Source organism: Sphingobium olei, assembly GCF_042678845.1.
Lineage (GTDB): Bacteria > Pseudomonadota > Alphaproteobacteria > Sphingomonadales > Sphingomonadaceae > Sphingobium > Sphingobium olei.
Map to the genome: position 1 here is coordinate 1 of NZ_JBHTLS010000008.1, position 15,319 is coordinate 15,319.

Genomic DNA, 15,319 nt, shown 5'->3' on the forward strand with positions numbered 1-15,319 from the left:
GAAATCGACGCTTGGCAAAGGACTTCGAGCGAACCATCAAATCCGCAACTGCACTTCTATATGCAGCTGCCGCCGTCGTCCTCATCAGGCGCATCGCTCGTTACGCATGAGATTCAAGACAGGCTCTAAAAGCTCATTCTAACCGTCGCTCGCGCCGTCGTCGGCGCACCGGGCATGATGTTGTTGTCGTTGTAGGCGGACGAGAAATAGCTGCTGTCGAGGAGGTTCTCGACGTTGATCTGCGCTTCGATCTTGGGGGTGAGCTTGAAGAATGCCGCGGCATCGACGCGGGTGAACGCGGGCAGGACGGCGGTATTGCTGATAGAGGTAAAGCTTTTCGACTGGTGGTACACACCGACGCCGGCCCCGAAGCGAGGGGTGAAGTCGTAGCGGGTCCAGAGCGAGGCCTGCTGCTTGGGCACAAGCGGGACATCGCGCCCGGCAGGAGCCGCACTCGTTGTCTTGCGGATTTTCGCGTCCTGCAGCGCATAGCCTGCACTGACCTGCCATTGGGGTGTGATCGCGCCGCTGAGGCCGATCTCAAGCCCTTTGCTCCGCTGCGCGCCTGTAAGCACCGTCCGCGTGGCGTCGTTGGGGTCGGTTGCGCGAGTGTTTGTGCGGTCGAGCCGGTAGACGGCAGCGGTCACGTTAAGCGTTGGAAGGATATCCCATTTGAGGCCAAGTTCGTAATTGTCGAACTTCTCAGGCTCCAGCGCGGCGCTTGTGATGTCGAGCGATGAAAACTGATCGCCCGATTGCGGCAGGAAGGACCGGCTATAGCTGGCGTAGATCGAGACGGGTTGCACCGGCTTCAGCACCACCCCCAGGCGGGGAGACCAGAGAGTGTCGGTCCGGCTATAACTCTGTCCGGTAACCAGGTCGTCGACGCTGAGCTTGAAGCGGTCGCGGCGAACGCCACCAATGACATCGACATGTTCGCCGATCGAGATCTGGTCCTGCACGTAGAAGGCAGTGGCGTCGGCGTTTGTCCGGATCGACCGGTAGCCGGTATTGGCGGTGGTGCGCAGTGTGACCGGCGGCACCGTGATCCGGTCGGCTAACCCCACAAAGACGCGACGCCCGCCATTGACGACATCACCGCTTCCGAAGAAGCCATTGATCCGCTGGTTGCGCGTGCGCTGATCGCCATATTCGAAGCCGGCGAGCAGCACGTGGCGGACTGGGCCGGTGGTGACGGTCCAGACGAGGTCGTTCTGGTTGAGCAAGTTCTTGCGCGTCGTGGGATCGCTATAGGCTTCGAGGCCAACGCTCTGGACGCCGCCGCGCGGGCTGACCGGGGTCACCGCAAAGGCGTTCCGATAGAGCTTGTCATAATCACCATACAGGACCCGACTGGTCAGGGTCAGGCTGTCGCTGAAGCGATGCTCGATCCGCCCGCTCAGGACCTTGGCCTCGAAGTCGCTGACGTTGAAGCGTGGAACACCGAAGAAGGTGTCGCGGTAGCCGGTGAGGGGGCGTGATGGGCTGGCCAGAGAGCCCTGGACAGCCGAGGGGACGCCTCGATCGATCGTGCGCTTGTCATTGTTATATTCGAAGCCCAGGTCGATTCGGGTAGTGCCGCCGAGCGATACGGCAAAGGTCGGATTGATCGCGATCCGGCGTCCGTCGTAGAAGTCGCGGTTGCTGTTGAACTCTTCGTAAACGGCGTTCAGCCGAGCGGAGGCGGATTCGCCGATTGGCTGATTGATGTCGGTGTCGACATACCACGCGCCATATGTGTCCGCCGAGACGCTGCCGCTGATGAAGCCATTGGCAACGGGGCGCTTGGTGACGCGATTGACGATCCCACCCCCACCGCCGCGCCCGAAGATCATCGCGTTGGGACCTTTCAGGACCTCGATCCGCTCTGCGTTGTAGAGACCACGGTAATATTGCACGTCGTCACGCAGGCCATCGACAAAGAAGTCCGCGGTGCTGCTGTTCCCGCGCAGGATGATCTGATCGCGGTGGCCCTCGCCCTGAGAGATCACCGCGCCTGGGACATAGCGAAGCACGTCCGCGATCGAGCGCATCGCCTGGTCGTCAATCTGCGCCTCGGTGATGATCGAGGCTGCCTGCGGAACGTCCTTGAGACTGGTCGGTGTGCGGGTGGCGGTGCTGGTCGCATCGACTTGGTAGCCGTCCGGGACGCCGGTGACGATGATTGTTTGGCGGGCGTCCGTAGCCGGGATGGCTGGCTGATCCTGGGCCGCTGCGGGCACGGCCATCAATCCAAGGCCTAGCGCACCGCTCAATCCACTTTTCCTCATTTCACCCCCTTTGCGAGTCGTTCTCAATCGTCGACGCGACGTATGATAGATGCGAATGCAGCGCAATAGCATATTATTGGTAAAATGAACGATGACAGTGATGGTGCGCATCGACCCCAATGTAGGGGACGCCGAGCGGATCGTGGTGCGGCTGCTGCGCCACTACGCCGCGTGCCAGCAACTCGGCGAGGAGCCCCTGCCGCCGCTCACCAGATTAGGGGGCGAGTTGGATTCCGGCTCCTGCGGTGGTTGCTCTCGCCAGCATTTTTCAACTCATTGAAGGGTGTCTTGGCCGGGCATTGGTTGCCGAATGCTGTTGTAGTCCGATGCTTAGCGCGGACGAGCGCGCGCTGTTGCTGCTTCTTAAGCGGATGGACGCTGAGCCGGTTTTGGGCAGCTCAAATATACCGCACGGATTGCCAGGTGCGCTTGTCTGGGCCGTTGCGAGCACACGCCGGCTCCTTGCTCATCCTTTCCAGAGAGGATGAACGGCGCCAGCCAACCTAAAATGGCAACGGGTCCCTTTGCAAATGACATCTCCCGTCTCCCGCGAACCCTCGATTGCGTTGATCGCGGCTGAGCGTTGTCAATCGAGCTGTGCCTATCTCAAATCTGCCTCTCGCTTCGCCAAGGATTGCCTGCCGCTCATCTACTGGCTCAACCGTATCTGGATGATGGCGCGGCGCGGCGAAGTCGAGGGCGATCCGGTCGCCTTCGCGATCAAGGACCGGCGCAGCATCCTCGTCGGCGGCGCGATGGCCTGTATCTTCGCAGCGGCGCTCTACGGCCCCGCTGCCGCGCCCTGACGGGCTGACAAAGGACCGCGAGACGATGCGGATAAGGCTCTCAACCTGCTTTCAGGTCGCCATCTTCCTCCTGGCCGTGTGGCTCGCCGTCGCCGCGCAGCGCGATCCAAGCGACATACCAGCACCCCGCGACAGGGCGCTAGGGGCGACTCCTGACAAGCAGGGTGTCGTTTCCTCCGGCGTAGACTATGACGTAGCCCGGTAGCGCGGGCACGGCCCTCGCCTCCAATCCCGCTATCCAGAGGCTAGAGAAGCCGTCTCGCGCCATACGGATCATGCGCGCGCGCAGTTCGGCCATGTCGGGCACACCCTGCGGGCAGAGCGTCGGAATATCCTGCGAGCCGTCAAGCCAAAGGGTATCCGAAGCGCGGCGGATCGTCATCAGGTCCGATCCCGGAATCTGGAACAGCGTATTGGTGAAGGCGTCGCGCCGCGTGATGGCATAGGCCCCGACTTTCCGATCCGGCGTCAGCGCCCAGCTCCGGCACTCGGCTTCGGCCGACAGGAAGCCAAGCCGACTCCCTTCGGGAACATGGTCCAGAAGGGCAAGCCGGGATTGCAGCACGCGATCGGCCTGCCACCATTGCACGCTGGTCCACCCCGCGCGCAGCACGAACAGGCTCGCACCCAGCATGAACAACAGCTTTTCCCGCTCCGGCCTTTGAGCGGGTCCGATCGCCATGACCGCGACCATCATCGCAACCGGGGTCAGGCGCAGGTCCGCGCCCCAACTCCCCAGCACCGTGGTTGGCAGGGCCATGGCGGCGATCAGCAACAAACCGCCGCTTGCGGCAAGGCGCGGCTCCAGCCTGCGGCCGCCCGCCCATAGGAGGGCGAGGATCGCGGCGCAGCCGATAACGAGGGTCATCCCCAGGTCGAGCGGCATCGACAAGCCCTTGAGCGCTGTCACGAAGTTCATGACCTTGGAGGACAGAAGCTCCGGCTCATACCAGTAGAGGCGACCTTCGCCGCTGGAGCGCCAAATAAGGAGCGGGATAACAGGCAATAGCAGCGGTGCGGCGCGCATCACGCGCGCGGGCAATTCGCGCACGCTTCGCAGCGTCGTTAACTCCGCCCCGGCGATAAGGATCAACAATATGGCCCAGCCCATAATATGCGCGGTCCACACGACGATTGCGGCCGCCCCGAAGGTGAGCGCGCGCCAAAGGCCATGTTGGCGGTTGGTATACCATGCCGCCGCGACGATCAGCGCCAGCGCGACCGACAGGCAATAGTTGAGGAAACCGAACAGAAAGGGCTGCGCGAAAGCGAAGGGCAAGGCGAACATGGCGCTCGCTGTCACCCGCCCGTGCGCGCAGCGGGACAGGAGCAGGATGCCAAGGACGGTCAGCGGTGCGATCAGCGCGCTTACGAGGCGCGTCGCCGTCTCGACGCCCAGCAGGGGCGTCAGGGCAAGGACCGGAAGATCCACACCAAGATTGCCGACCCAGCGCCAATCGACGCGGAAATAAGCGTCCAGCGCCGTTCCCTGCCGGATCGCCGCGAAGATGTGGTGGCGGGCCAGGTGGTTGGGATAGTCCGATGCTCCGGGCACCGTCACGATCAGCATCGGTAGCGCGGCCAGGGCGATGAAAAGCGCGATCCAGTATCGGGCGAGGCCCTGCAGGGGCCGTGTCTCGGTCGCCGGGGGCATGTCAGGCCACCAGTGCGGCATCTTCCGCGTCAACGTCGCGCAGCGCATCCGCGAAGATTTCGGCCGCCATCATCCGCACAAGCGGCTCGTCCTCAACTACCAGCACCGTGACACTGCTCTCCATGCGCGCCTCCTTTTTGGTGTGAGGGCGGAGCCGGGGTCGCGCGCTCCGCCCTCTTTCCATCGCCATTTCCCACAGAGGCCGATGGAAATCCTTGTTTCACGCCGATCCGCTACCCTTTCTCTCTCCGGTTAAATTCCGCCACGTCGCGCAAGGTTGCAGCCCAATAGGCGAGGGCCAGGCCCTCGTCCTCATTCTCGCCTCTGCTGACCGTGGCATAGATGCCCAGCGCCTGCGCGAAATCGTCCGTGGTCGCGACGCCGCTCTTTTCCAGAAACGCGCTCACAACCGCCAGCGCCCCGCCGATCGCCTTCACCAACGCGGGATCGAGCGACGTCGCCCGCTCACGCGACCGCCGATCGGGATCGGCAGCATCATCGGCACGCAAGGCAGTCAGTCGCGCGGCAATGTCATGGGCCTGTTGAAGATAGATCGCTGCGGCATCCTCGCCGGCCCGATCGAGCAAATCGAGCGCCTCGGCCATCAACGCGACCGCGCGACCGCGCAGGGCGGTCTTGTCCGTCATGCAGGCTGCTCGCGAAGCGGGCCGCTCGCCTGCTCCCGCCCGTCGCGCTGAGGCTGATCCGCCCAGGTGATTTCACAGGCGTTCTTGCCGGCCCGCTTCGCCACGAACATCGCCTGATCGGCCGCGTGCATGAGCGCAGCGGGATCGCGCGGGACGTGCGGCGGAATGACTAGCGCGCCCATGCTGCACGTCACCGGATGCTCGCCCGCCGCCAGCACGGCCGACACACGCGAATGAAGCGTGCGCGCGAACATCTCGCCCGCGTCCGCTGGATGCACGCGGAGCAACACCGCGAACTCGTCGCCACCGATCCGCCCGAAAGCATCCTCGCGCCTGATGCTACCCGCCGCGCCGCGCGCGAAGGTCCGTAGCACGGCGTCGCCGGCGGCATGGCCGTGGGCGCTGTTGACGCCCTTGAAATCGTCAAGATCGAAGATCGCCAGCAACAGCGTCTCGCTGGCCCTGCTGGCGACGGTAAGCGCCTCTGAAAACCGCTCGTTGAACGTCTCGCCGTTCAGCGCGCCGGTCTTGCGGTCGCGCAGCGCGAGATGCCGTTGGCGGTCAAACGATCGGCGGAAACTCACGATCGTTGCGGCGACAAACAGATAGGTCGCGACCCGCACGCCGGTTCGGACCGCCAGCGAGGCCGAGACCCCGCCATCGTCCAGATGCGGAACGATGGCGAGGATCGCGGTAAGCAAAGCAACAAAATACGCAGCGCGTTCGCCTAGCGCCCATCCAGCGGCGCATATGATCGGAACGTAAAGCGGAAGCAAGCCAGCGCTGGGATAGGCGTGGTTCGCCCATGAAAGGGCGGTGACGGCAACGAGGATCGCGAACCAGGCATGTTCGCGCGGCAGGGATTCCAGACGTTCGGCCATTCGGCCGACAGGGAGATGACTGTTCACGCGCTTCCCACCCCTNGCCGGCAGCAACCGGCCATTGGAAACCTGATGTAAGTCAGGCGCGAACACCTTTGGGCCAAGGGCCTTGGACATGCGTGTTCGCTGCCCGGTCGCTGAAGCTCGTCTTACATTGAGAGGTTTCCACGCCTCTGCCCCCCTCTCAGCGGGCGCGTGTCGTTTAGAGGAAAAGCATTACGAATTGCAAATAAAGTGCAGTTCCGCACGTTCGCGGCGCTGCCCTCCGCTAAGTCGTTTAAACGATCTCAACCAACGCAGAGGCGCGATCGTCACTCGCGAAATAGGTCCACCACATGACAGCCCAGCGCGCCCGCAATCGAATCCAACAGTTCCAACGTGGGGTTGCCGCGTCCGTTTTCTATGCGCGATAGATACGAGGCAGTAACGCCGGATCGCTCCGATAATTCTGTTTGGGACATTTCGAGTTGCACGCGGCGCTCGCGGCAGTTTCGGCCGACAAGCATCGCGAAGCTCTCTACTCCGGCAAGAGCTGGTTGGTTCATGGTTTTTGTCCGCTATCCGCTTTGACCTCAATCGTGCAGCGCACGGGCTTTGCCGCCTTTTCCGCCTGCTCACGGCATTTCTGCACCGTCTCGCGATTGGCATCCGTCAGCGGGGAAGCCGCGACGATCAGCGCCCAGCTCTCCGGATCGGCCGCCTGCATCAACCGCTGCCCCGCCCCCCACGGGCCAGGCTCATTGAGAACGCGGGTCGCCATACGCTCGGGCCAGCGCCAGCTATCGGGGGTCGCCCGCGCGAGCGGGCCGGCAAGTAGGGCGTAGAGCAACAGCCCCAGCACCACGCCGCAAGCGCCGATGACATACAGCCAGCGGTTTTGCTCGTCGCCGCGCCGCGCCGATGCGAGACGGTTGCCGATCTCGCGCGCGGCCTGGTCCAGCGCCGTGCGCGCCTCGGTGATAAGGCGCTGATCCTCGCGGCGCGCGTTCGTGGCGGCGCTGGCGATCTCACCCGCCATATGCGCCGGGTCCATCGACAGGGCGGGGCTTTTCCGCATGGCGGCGATCTGCTGGGCCAGCACCCCCAGCACTTGCTCGGTGCGCCCCAGCGTCGGCTCGTAATCGGGAATCTCGATATTCTCGCGCGCGGCGGTCAGCCCCTCGATCGCGGCGCGCAGCAACGCCACCTCGCCATGCACCGACGCCAACCGATCCTCGACCCGCGCGAACGCCAGCGCCGGATCGTCAGCGTCGCCAAAACTATCATCCTCTTCCCGCATCGCCGCCTCCGTCCGTCTATATTTGACAATTTTTCACAACATCCAACGAAATCAAATGATAAGGCGGCGCGCGACCCGAAAGTCTCAATAGCGACTCTCTTGAGACTTACTGGCCTGCCAGTCGTGGGACTGGCAGGCCATTTTTCCGGTCGGCCAATTACCGGCTAAGGCCACGATCGCGGCCAATCCCAAGTTCGTGCGTCAACTGGTGGCTAAGGTCGCGCCCGCGCCCCATGCCCATCTCAAGCCCCAGCTCGCGCTCACGGCCGCGCAGGATCGATTCCACCTGGGGATCGCGCTCAAGGCTTTTCGCCATGCCCGCCATTTCCTTGCCCGCCTTCTCGCGGCCCGTCATGTCGCCGGCGCGATAAAGCCGGTCACGGTCCTGGGAGAGCTGTTGCCAGCGTTCCACGAACCGATCGGCGCGCAAGTTCGGATCGGCCCGCACCTTGGCCTCCTGCGCCATCGCATCCATCATCGGGCCGCTGCGCCCCGCCGCCGCCTCATGGAGCAAGCCGGGTTCGCGCTGGAACGCCGATGCCATATCGCGCGAAGCCCCCGCCCTGATCTGGTCCAGCGCCTCGGTCGCGCGCTCGAGCGCGACCTTCTGATGCTCCAATACCGGCCCGCCCGATGCGCGGGCCTGCAACACCGCCTCGGCCGAACGCGAGGCCCGCTCGACCGCGCGCCGGAAATCATGGGTAAGGCCCTGCTCGGCACGCGCCGGGGCTTCCTTCGCCGGCGTCGGCGTGCGCGACGACAGTTTCAGCCCATCGAACATGCCCCGCTTGGGAGCCGCTTTTTCCTTCGCGCCCTGCGCTGGCTCGGCCGCCTTCGCCGGCTCGGCCGACAGCTTCAAGCCGTCGAACATGCCGCGCCGCGGCTGTCGCTCGGCCGCGGCCTTCGCATCCCCTGCGCCGCGGCCCTCGCCGATCTCGCGTGGGCGTGGATCTCCGCCCATCTGGCGCATGGTGCCAGCACGCGGGCCAAGAAGCTCCACACCCTTGCGCTCGGGCGCATCCGGCAATCGGATCTCGCCCGACAGACCGCGCCGATCGGCGAACGATTGCGCCTCGGCGTCGCGGTCCCGATACATGGGATAATCCGACGCCATATCCTTCGCCCGCTCGCGCGACAGCGTGCGGACAAGCCGCCGATCGTCGGCGAAGTCGTCGCGGCCATAGTGGAGCTGCACGCCCTCACGGTGCCGCGACAGCGCCACATAGGCCGCATGGCGGTCCATCCCCGGCGTCGCCAGCACATGCCCCTGATCGACCGTCACGCCCTGCGATTTGTGGATGGTCGCGGCATAGCCATGATCGACATGGGCATAGTCCTTGAGGTCGAACGCCACCTGTCGGCCATCATCGAGCCGCACCGCCATGCTGTCGGGCGACACGCGCTCGACCTTCCCCAGCGTGCCGTTCTTCACGCCTAGCCCGCGCTCGTTTTTCAGGAACATGATGCGGTCGCCGGTCGCGAACTCGCGCGCGCCCCGCTCGGCCGAAATCCGCACGTCCTGCCCCAGCTCGCCGGCTTCGCGCAGCCGATCGCGCGCGGCCTGGTTCAAATCACGAACCTCGGCATTGGTGTGGGTGAGGATGATCCGCGTCTTTTCGGGATCGGCAAGCCGCTGCGCGTCCCATGTGTCGATCAGCTCGGCCCGCGCAGCCTCGCGCGTCTCGGCCGCGTGGACCATGCCATGCTCGGCATAGGCATGGATCGCCTCGCCGGTCCTGCCCGTCGCCAGCGCCCGCGTGGCGTCCTTCTGCCAGTCCTCATGCTGCCGGCGAACCTCGCTGATCTCGGCCGCGCCGTGGCGCTCGGCAAGGGACCGGAACGCCGCCCCGGCCTCGATCGCCTGCAACTGCTCGGGATCGCCGACAAGGACCACCTTCGCGCCGGCCCTTTCGGCCTCGGACAATACGCGCTCCATCTGGCGCGTGCCGATCATGCCCGCCTCGTCGATCACCAGCACGTCGCGCGGGCCTAGCAGCTCGCGGCCCTGGTCCCACTGATATTCCATGCTCGCGATCGTGCGGGACTGGATGCCGGAACCGCCCTCAAGCCCCTCGGCCGCGATGCCGGACAAGGCCGCGCCGCGCACCTGATAGCCGGCGCGCTCCCATTCGTCGCGCGCCACGCCCAACATGGTCGATTTGCCGGTGCCGGCATAGCCGACGACGATTGCCAGGTCGTTCTTGCCGGTGATATGCGCCAGGGCGTCCTTTTGCTGGCTTCCCAGCGCAAGGCTTCCACTCTCGGCGGTGTCTCGCCCCCCCATTTGAGACGCCGCCGAGAGACCATGCCCCGCCCGATCCGCAAGCCGATCGCCGGCCTGGCTCAACCGCTGCTCGGTGTCGATCATGTCGCGCGACGTGAACCGATCCTCGCCGCGCCCGTCCTTCCCCAGCGCCACCAGCTCGGGCGAGGTCCGCACCGCGCTCATCACCTGGTCGAACTGATCCTTGCCGTCGCTGTGCCGGAACGCGAACTGCGCCAGGTCGCGCCGCGTGAACGTCGCCTGCTGGCGCGTGATCGCGTCCAGCGCGATCTCGGGCCGCGCAATGATCTTCTCGCCATTTTCGCGCGCGATCCGGGCATGGTCCTCGACCCGCTCGGCCTCAAGCCCTTGTTCGGGCATCCGCGATGCAGCCGGCCCGATCTTGTGTTGCGGCTCAAGGTCGATCCCCTGCGCCGCCAACGTGCGATGGTCGATCCGCGCGTCAATATCCAGCTCGGCAAGGCGCTGGTTCACATGGTCGGCCCACGCCTCGCGCCACTCCTTCAGGAGCGCCGTGCTGTTCCACTCGACTACCTTCTTGCCGAAGCCGTCCGGGCTGATTTCACGCATCGACAACATGACATGCGCGTGCGGCTTGGGCTGGCCGTCCTTGCCCATGTCCCAATGCACATTGAGGTCGGCCACCATGCCGCGTTCGACGAACTGCTTTTCGACGAACTCGCGGGCGAGCTGGACGCCCTGCTGCTGGTTCAGCTCGCGCGGAATCGAGAACTCGACTTCGCGGGCAAGTTGCGCGTCCTTGCGCTTCTCGCCGGCCTCCACCTCGTTCCACAAGGTCGCGCGATCGTTTAAACGCTCCGGCGCACCTTCGGGCAGCATGATTTCCGAATGGACGACGCCGGCCTTGTTCGAGAAATCATGATCGCGCCCGAGTCGGTCATCGTGCAGCCGCTCCGCCGCACGATAGGCCGCGCTCGCAACGGCGCTCGATCCACTGGATCGGCCAATGACTTTCGCGGAGAAATGGTAGATTGCCATGACGATACGAAACTTACCTTTCTTAGCGCAGGTCGGCAACGACCTATAAGCGCGCACTCACCACTCACTGCCGTTCGCGTGATTGACTTCACCGTATTTCTGTTCGGAACCGCTGTCCTGCCAGCGCGATCATGCTACTGTGCGGCTTCTGTTCGACGGGCGCGAGGGAGAGAATGATGCGAAAGACGCGCGACTATGACGCCGAATTGCGGGCACTGAGCGACAAGGCCAAGTCTATCAAGGCGAAGAAGATACAGCAACTCGGCGAGCTGGTGACGGGGACCGGGGCCGATGCGCTCGATCTGGACACGCTCGCCGGTGCGCTGCTCGCCGCCGTGGAATCGGCCGACGCGGAGGAAAGGGAGGCGTGGCGCTCGCGGGGCGCGGCCTTCTTTCAAGGACGCGGGCGCAAGGCTGGGCGACGCGCTGGCGGCAACGGCGAAGGCGGAAACCAAGCTGGCGCAGGCGAGGCACAGGGTTGAAGCCGCCAAGCGCCGCACCGATACGAGAGGATGGGTCGTGCAGCGTCGCGAACGCACCCGCCATCTCATAGAGCTGGGCGGCCTCGTCCAGAAAGCCGGGCTCGTCGAACTGACCGACGACGATCGAGCAACGCTCTATGGCGCGATGCTCGATCTGGCCGCCCGCGCGCAAGGCGATGGCAACGCCCTCGCGCTCTGGAAGCGGCGCGGCAAACGGGCCTTCGACGCGGAAGCGGAAGGACAGGACAACGCGGAAGGAAACGCCCATGACTGACACGTCGCGCCTCTCCTGGCAGCTCCTGATGGTCGGACCGGGAATCGACCGGATCACCCCCGACATTCAGGACAAGCTCGCCTCGCTGCTCGATCTGCTTCCCGCCACCGCGACCATCAATGTCCAGACCGATGCCGGCTATGTCACCGTCTCGCGCGACTGGCCCAGTCACCGCATGGAAACCGTCGATAGCCTGGTGGACGAAATCGCCGCCGCTCCGGGCATCACCCATATCGCGCTGCCGGCAAGCGAAGGACAGGAACCGTGACGCGCGCCCTCGACATCGGGGCGATCCGCGCCCAGGTCCGCGCGCTCGATTATGTGCGCGGCACCCCCGCCGAAGTCGCGATGTGGCGCGAAGGCGATGCCGAAGCCCGCGCCAATCTCGCGATCGAAGGCATGGACCTCGACGCCGACGAACACGCCCTGTTCGACATGCTGCGCGCGGAAGCTGTCCCCCCTCCCCTCGCCACCGCGATCGTCCTCAAGCTGCTCGATCATCCCGACGCGGACCCGGCGCTGGCGATCACGCCGGCAACGATCGGATGACGATGCGGGCCGATCTCGATCATCTTCCCGCCGCCAAGCGCCGCGAACTGGAACGGGTCGCCCGCGTCCTGTTCGATGAATTTGAGGATGCCGTCAAAACCAAGCTCTCCGACAAACGCAAGGGCGGCCGCATCCTCAAGCTGATCCTGTTCGGCTCCTACGCGCGCGGCGATTGGGTCGAGGATCGCGCCAGCGGCTACATCTCCGACTATGACCTTCTCGTCGTCGTCAACTCCGAGACCTTCACCGATCTGCAAACATGGTGGGCGGTCGCCGACGATCATCTGGTGCGCGAGCTGACCGTCACCCGCCATCTCTCAACGCCGGTCAATTTCATCGTCCATTCCCTGATGGACGTAAATGACCAGCTCGCGCGCGGCCGTCCCTTCTTTGCCGACATAGCCCGCGATGGCATTGCCCTCTACGAAGCGCCGGGACAGGGCCTCGCCATGCCGCGCCAGCTCGACGCGCAGGAACGCCACGCCGAAGCCCTGCGCCATCGCGACCATTGGTTCCCGCTCGCCGCGCACGCGCTCAAGCTCGCCCAGGACAGCATCGCCGACGGCGTGCCGCGCGATGCGGCGTTCATGCTGCACCAGGCCGTCGAGCGGGCTTACAATGCCGTGCTGCTCGTCCTGACGCTCTACGCGCCCAAATCGCACCGTCTCGGCATCCTGCGCTCGCTCGCCGAAAATCTAGACCCCCGGCTGATCGAAGCATGGCCGCGCGATACTCGCGCGGCCCGCCGCCATTTCGCACAGTTGCAGCGCGCCTATGTCGAGGCCCGCTATTCCCACGCCTATGAAATCACCCCCGACGAACTGGCCTGGCTCGTCGAGCGCGTGAGGCATTTCCACACGATCGCCGCCGCGATCTGCGCCGAACATCTCGCCACGATCGACACCAAAAACGACCCAGGAGGATTGCCATGAAACCAGCCCTGTTCCTCACGCCCCTGCTCGGCCTCGCCGCCTGCACCCCCGCTGCGCCCGACCCTCGCGGTGTCGATCGCGACGAAACCGTGCTGACCGTCACCGGCACGGGGCGCGCCGAAGCCACCCCCGATCAGGCGTTGTTCACTGCCGGCCTGTCGAGCATCGCCGCCGACGCGCAGGCCGCCAGCGCCCGCAACGCGGAAACCATGAACAAGATCACCGCCGCGCTCGCCAGGCTCGACATTCCGGCGCGGGATATTCAGACCCGCAACCTCTCGGTCAACCGGATCGACTATGGCGCGAACAAGGGCCGCTATGAGGCCAGCAACAGCGTCGCCGTGCGGGTCCGCGACAACAAACGGGTGAGCGAAGCTCTCGCCGCCGTCACCGCTGCCGGGGCCAACATCGTCTCCGGCCCCAATCTCTCGGTCGCCGATCCCGAAAAGGCCAACCTCGGCGCTTATGGCACCGCCTACAAGGCCGCGCGCGCCAAGGCCGATGCCTATGCCGCCGCCGCCAACCTGCGCGTTACGCGCGTGCTGGCGATCAGCGATGGCGGCCAGGGCGGCTATATGCCGCAAATGGCCGACATGGAGGCCCGCATCGCCGCTCCCCCGACAGTCGTGCCACAGGCAGCGCCCCCGGTGATGGCGGGGACCAACATGAACATCGTGACCGTGCGGGTGGATTTCGCCCTGGCGGCGAAGTGATCCGGCATGGAATGGTTCCGCCAGCTCGGCCGCGCGATCCGCAACCTCGCCCGCCTCGCGCGCGAGCAACCGATTTGGGCGATCACGGCGCTGACCCTTAGCCCGCTCGCGCTCATCCGCCATCTGTTTCGCACCGCGATCCTGTTCCTGATCGTCGGCATCGTCCTGGCCGGCGGGATGCAATTCGTCCTCGCCTCCCTGCTCGGCCTGGCTCGCGATTCCAATCTCTACCAGCTCGGCATGATGCTGACGTTCCTCGTCATCATCCTGGTCACGCTGCGCGCCCTCTTCCAACCGCTGATCCTGCGCTATGGTGGCCCTGCCGGCGACGATACCCACGGCTCGGCCCGCTTCGCCACCGATCGCGAGACGCGCCCCCTCGCCCAAAATGGCGACGGCCTGCTGATCGGCCGCGACCGCAAATCGGGCAAGCCGCTGCGCTATGCCGGCCCCGCCCATCTGCTGACGATCGCGCCGACGCGCACCGGCAAGGGCGTGGGCACCATCATCCCCAACCTGCTCGACTATCCCGGCCCGGTCGTCTGCATCGACCCCAAGGGCGAGAACGCGCGTATCACCGCCCACTATCGCGCACGCTTCGGCCCGGTCCATGTCCTCGATCCCTTCGGCGTAACGGGCATGGTCGGGGCCGCGTTCAATCCATTGGATCGTATCGACCCTGCCGGCCTCGATCTCGCCGACGACTGCATGACGCTGGCCGACGCACTGGTCTATGACGCCCCCGGCGAAGCGGGCGAGGCGCATTGGAACGAGGAAGCCAAGGCGTTGATCGCCGGCCTGATCCTGCATATCGTTTGCCAGGAGCCGGCGGGCACACGAACCCTTGCCACGCTGCGCGACCGGCTCACCCTCGCTCCGCAAGCCTTCGCCGCCCAGCTCGAAGCCATGCAGGCGCAAGGCGGCCTCACCGCCCGCGCCGCCAATCGCCACCTCGGCAAGTCCGATCGCGAAGCCGCTGGCGTGCTGTCGGCCGCGCAGCGCCATACCCATTTTCTCGACAGCCCGCGCATGACGGCGGTGCTGGGGCACTCGGATTTCACGTTCGCCGATGTGAAGGCGCAGCCTACCAGCGTCTATCTGGTGCTGCCGCCCGATCGGCTCGCCACCTATGCGCGCTGGCTGCGCCTGATGCTCGCGCAAGGGCTGACCGATCTCGCGCGCGCGCCGGCCTCCCCTGCCCGCTCCGTCCTGTTCCTGCTCGATGAGTTCGCCGCCCTCGGCCGCCTCGAACCCGTCGAGCGCGCTATGGGCCTCATGGCCGGCTACGGCATCCAGCTCTGGCCGATCCTGCAAGACGTTCACCAGCTCCGCGCGCTCTACGAGCGCCGCGCCGGCACCTTCCTGTCGAACGCCGGCGTCTTGCAGATATTCGGCGTCAACGATCACGACAGCGCCAAGCTCGTCTCCGATCTGCTCGGCCAGGAAACGGTCGTGTTCGAGAGCATGAGCCGCGCGATCGACGCGGAAGAGACCGGCATATCGTTCGGATCGCAGCATGTCGGCCGCCCCTTGCTCACGCCCGATGAGG

Annotated in this window: 17 protein-coding genes and 1 pseudogene; 10 read left to right on the forward strand and 8 right to left on the reverse strand. The window is 65.4% G+C overall.

Annotation, left to right across the window (positions count from 1 at the left end; translation table 11 throughout):
• A pseudogene (locus ACFQ24_RS01805) lies at positions 1-110 on the forward strand (IS5/IS1182 family transposase); the annotation flags it as partial.
• A 15-nt stretch (positions 111-125) separates the two neighbouring features.
• Here the strand turns inward: ACFQ24_RS01805 and ACFQ24_RS01810 are convergent.
• Positions 126-2,255, reverse strand: a complete 2,130-nt coding sequence (locus ACFQ24_RS01810) for a TonB-dependent receptor (protein WP_380908644.1) — start codon at positions 2,253-2,255, stop codon at positions 126-128.
• A 115-nt stretch (positions 2,256-2,370) separates the two neighbouring features.
• Here ACFQ24_RS01810 and ACFQ24_RS01815 point away from each other — a divergent pair, with 115 nt between their 5' ends.
• Both ACFQ24_RS01815 and ACFQ24_RS01820 read left to right on the forward strand, forming a co-directional pair.
• Positions 2,371-2,550 (forward strand): hypothetical protein, encoded by a 180-nt coding sequence (locus ACFQ24_RS01815; protein WP_380908646.1) that lies wholly within the window; start codon positions 2,371-2,373, stop codon positions 2,548-2,550.
• A gap of 250 nt (positions 2,551-2,800) precedes the next feature.
• The gene (locus tag ACFQ24_RS01820; RefSeq protein ID WP_380908648.1) at positions 2,801-3,076 is read left to right on the forward strand and encodes a hypothetical protein; all 276 of its coding nucleotides are present in this window, start codon (positions 2,801-2,803) and stop codon (positions 3,074-3,076) included.
• A 139-nt stretch (positions 3,077-3,215) separates the two neighbouring features.
• Here the strand turns inward: ACFQ24_RS01820 and ACFQ24_RS01825 are convergent, their stop codons facing one another.
• The 7 genes from ACFQ24_RS01825 to traA form a co-directional block, all read right to left on the reverse strand.
• Positions 3,216-4,730, reverse strand: coding sequence for a hypothetical protein (locus ACFQ24_RS01825; RefSeq protein WP_380908650.1), 1,515 nt, complete (start codon positions 4,728-4,730; stop codon positions 3,216-3,218).
• A gap of 1 nt (position 4,731) precedes the next feature.
• The gene (locus ACFQ24_RS01830) at positions 4,732-4,854 is read right to left on the reverse strand and encodes a hypothetical protein (RefSeq protein WP_257720676.1); all 123 of its coding nucleotides are present in this window, start codon (positions 4,852-4,854) and stop codon (positions 4,732-4,734) included.
• Positions 4,855-4,963: 109 nt separating this feature from the next.
• Positions 4,964-5,377, reverse strand: coding sequence for a hypothetical protein (locus tag ACFQ24_RS01835; RefSeq protein WP_156415420.1), 414 nt, complete (start codon positions 5,375-5,377; stop codon positions 4,964-4,966).
• Positions 5,374-6,285 carry a GGDEF domain-containing protein gene (locus ACFQ24_RS01840; RefSeq protein WP_062069517.1) on the reverse strand — a complete coding sequence of 304 codons (912 nt, stop codon included), beginning with the start codon at positions 6,283-6,285 and terminating at the stop codon, positions 5,374-5,376. Before ACFQ24_RS01840 ends, ACFQ24_RS01835 begins: the two co-directional genes overlap by 4 nt.
• 284 nt (positions 6,286-6,569) lie before the next feature.
• Positions 6,570-6,803: a helix-turn-helix domain-containing protein gene (locus ACFQ24_RS01845; RefSeq protein WP_013038671.1), complete on the reverse strand. Its 234-nt coding sequence runs from the start codon at positions 6,801-6,803 to the stop codon at positions 6,570-6,572.
• Positions 6,800-7,537: a DUF6118 family protein gene (locus tag ACFQ24_RS01850; protein ID WP_013038672.1), complete on the reverse strand. Its 738-nt coding sequence runs from the start codon at positions 7,535-7,537 to the stop codon at positions 6,800-6,802. The genes ACFQ24_RS01845 and ACFQ24_RS01850 overlap by 4 nt, the downstream gene beginning before the upstream one ends.
• Positions 7,538-7,694: 157 nt before the next feature.
• Positions 7,695-10,820: a Ti-type conjugative transfer relaxase TraA gene (gene traA / locus ACFQ24_RS01855; RefSeq protein ID WP_013038673.1), complete on the reverse strand. Its 3,126-nt coding sequence runs from the start codon at positions 10,818-10,820 to the stop codon at positions 7,695-7,697.
• A 176-nt stretch (positions 10,821-10,996) separates the two neighbouring features.
• On the opposite strand from traA, the gene ACFQ24_RS01860 reads away from it, so the two are divergent.
• The 7 genes from ACFQ24_RS01860 to ACFQ24_RS01890 form a co-directional block, all read left to right on the forward strand.
• Entirely contained in the window at positions 10,997-11,302 is a 306-nt protein-coding gene (locus tag ACFQ24_RS01860; RefSeq protein WP_013038674.1) for a conjugal transfer protein TraD, read from the forward strand.
• A gap of 37 nt (positions 11,303-11,339) precedes the next feature.
• Complete coding sequence (locus tag ACFQ24_RS01865; RefSeq protein ID WP_013038675.1) at positions 11,340-11,576, forward strand: conjugal transfer protein TraD; 237 nt, start codon at positions 11,340-11,342, stop codon at positions 11,574-11,576.
• Complete coding sequence (locus ACFQ24_RS01870; RefSeq protein ID WP_013038676.1) at positions 11,569-11,844, forward strand: hypothetical protein; 276 nt, start codon at positions 11,569-11,571, stop codon at positions 11,842-11,844. The genes ACFQ24_RS01865 and ACFQ24_RS01870 overlap by 8 nt, the downstream gene beginning before the upstream one ends.
• Positions 11,841-12,125: a hypothetical protein gene (locus ACFQ24_RS01875; protein WP_013038677.1), complete on the forward strand. Its 285-nt coding sequence runs from the start codon at positions 11,841-11,843 to the stop codon at positions 12,123-12,125. Before ACFQ24_RS01870 ends, ACFQ24_RS01875 begins: the two co-directional genes overlap by 4 nt.
• Positions 12,122-13,057 carry a HEPN domain-containing protein gene (locus ACFQ24_RS01880; protein ID WP_013038678.1) on the forward strand — a complete coding sequence of 312 codons (936 nt, stop codon included), beginning with the start codon at positions 12,122-12,124 and terminating at the stop codon, positions 13,055-13,057. Before ACFQ24_RS01875 ends, ACFQ24_RS01880 begins: the two co-directional genes overlap by 4 nt.
• Positions 13,054-13,770 carry an SIMPL domain-containing protein gene (locus tag ACFQ24_RS01885; protein ID WP_013038679.1) on the forward strand — a complete coding sequence of 239 codons (717 nt, stop codon included), beginning with the start codon at positions 13,054-13,056 and terminating at the stop codon, positions 13,768-13,770. Before ACFQ24_RS01880 ends, ACFQ24_RS01885 begins: the two co-directional genes overlap by 4 nt.
• 6 nt (positions 13,771-13,776) lie before the next feature.
• On the forward strand, positions 13,777-15,319 hold a 1,543-nt coding region (locus ACFQ24_RS01890; protein ID WP_380908653.1), incomplete at its 3' end, for a type IV secretory system conjugative DNA transfer family protein.